The sequence below is a fragment of the Citrobacter sp. TBCS-14 genome (assembly GCF_005280805.1).
Classification (GTDB): Bacteria; Pseudomonadota; Gammaproteobacteria; order Enterobacterales; family Enterobacteriaceae; genus Citrobacter; species Citrobacter gillenii.
Genome location: NZ_SZWM01001008.1, coordinates 1 through 215 on the forward strand (window position 1 = coordinate 1; position 215 = coordinate 215).

Here is a 215-nt window from a genome sequence, read left to right on the forward strand (position 1 = left end):
CAGCAAACGGGCATTAATCGGCACCATGATGGCGCCAATTTTTGCCAGCCCAAACCAGCAAAAAATGAATTCCGGACAGTTATCCAGATGCAATGCGACCTTATCGCCCTTGCGGATCCCTAAAGAATGGAACAGGTTTGCCGTGCGGTTAATCTCTTCATTGAGCGAGGCATAGCTAAATTGCCGAACGTTTCCTTCGCAGGATTCGAAAATTA

At 47.4% G+C, this 215-nt stretch carries 1 protein-coding gene; it reads right to left on the minus strand.

From position 1 onward, the window contains the following. Window positions 1-215, minus strand: a 215-nt coding sequence (locus tag FDX22_RS22650) for an AMP-binding protein (RefSeq protein WP_146717812.1), incomplete at both ends; no start/stop codon positions are given.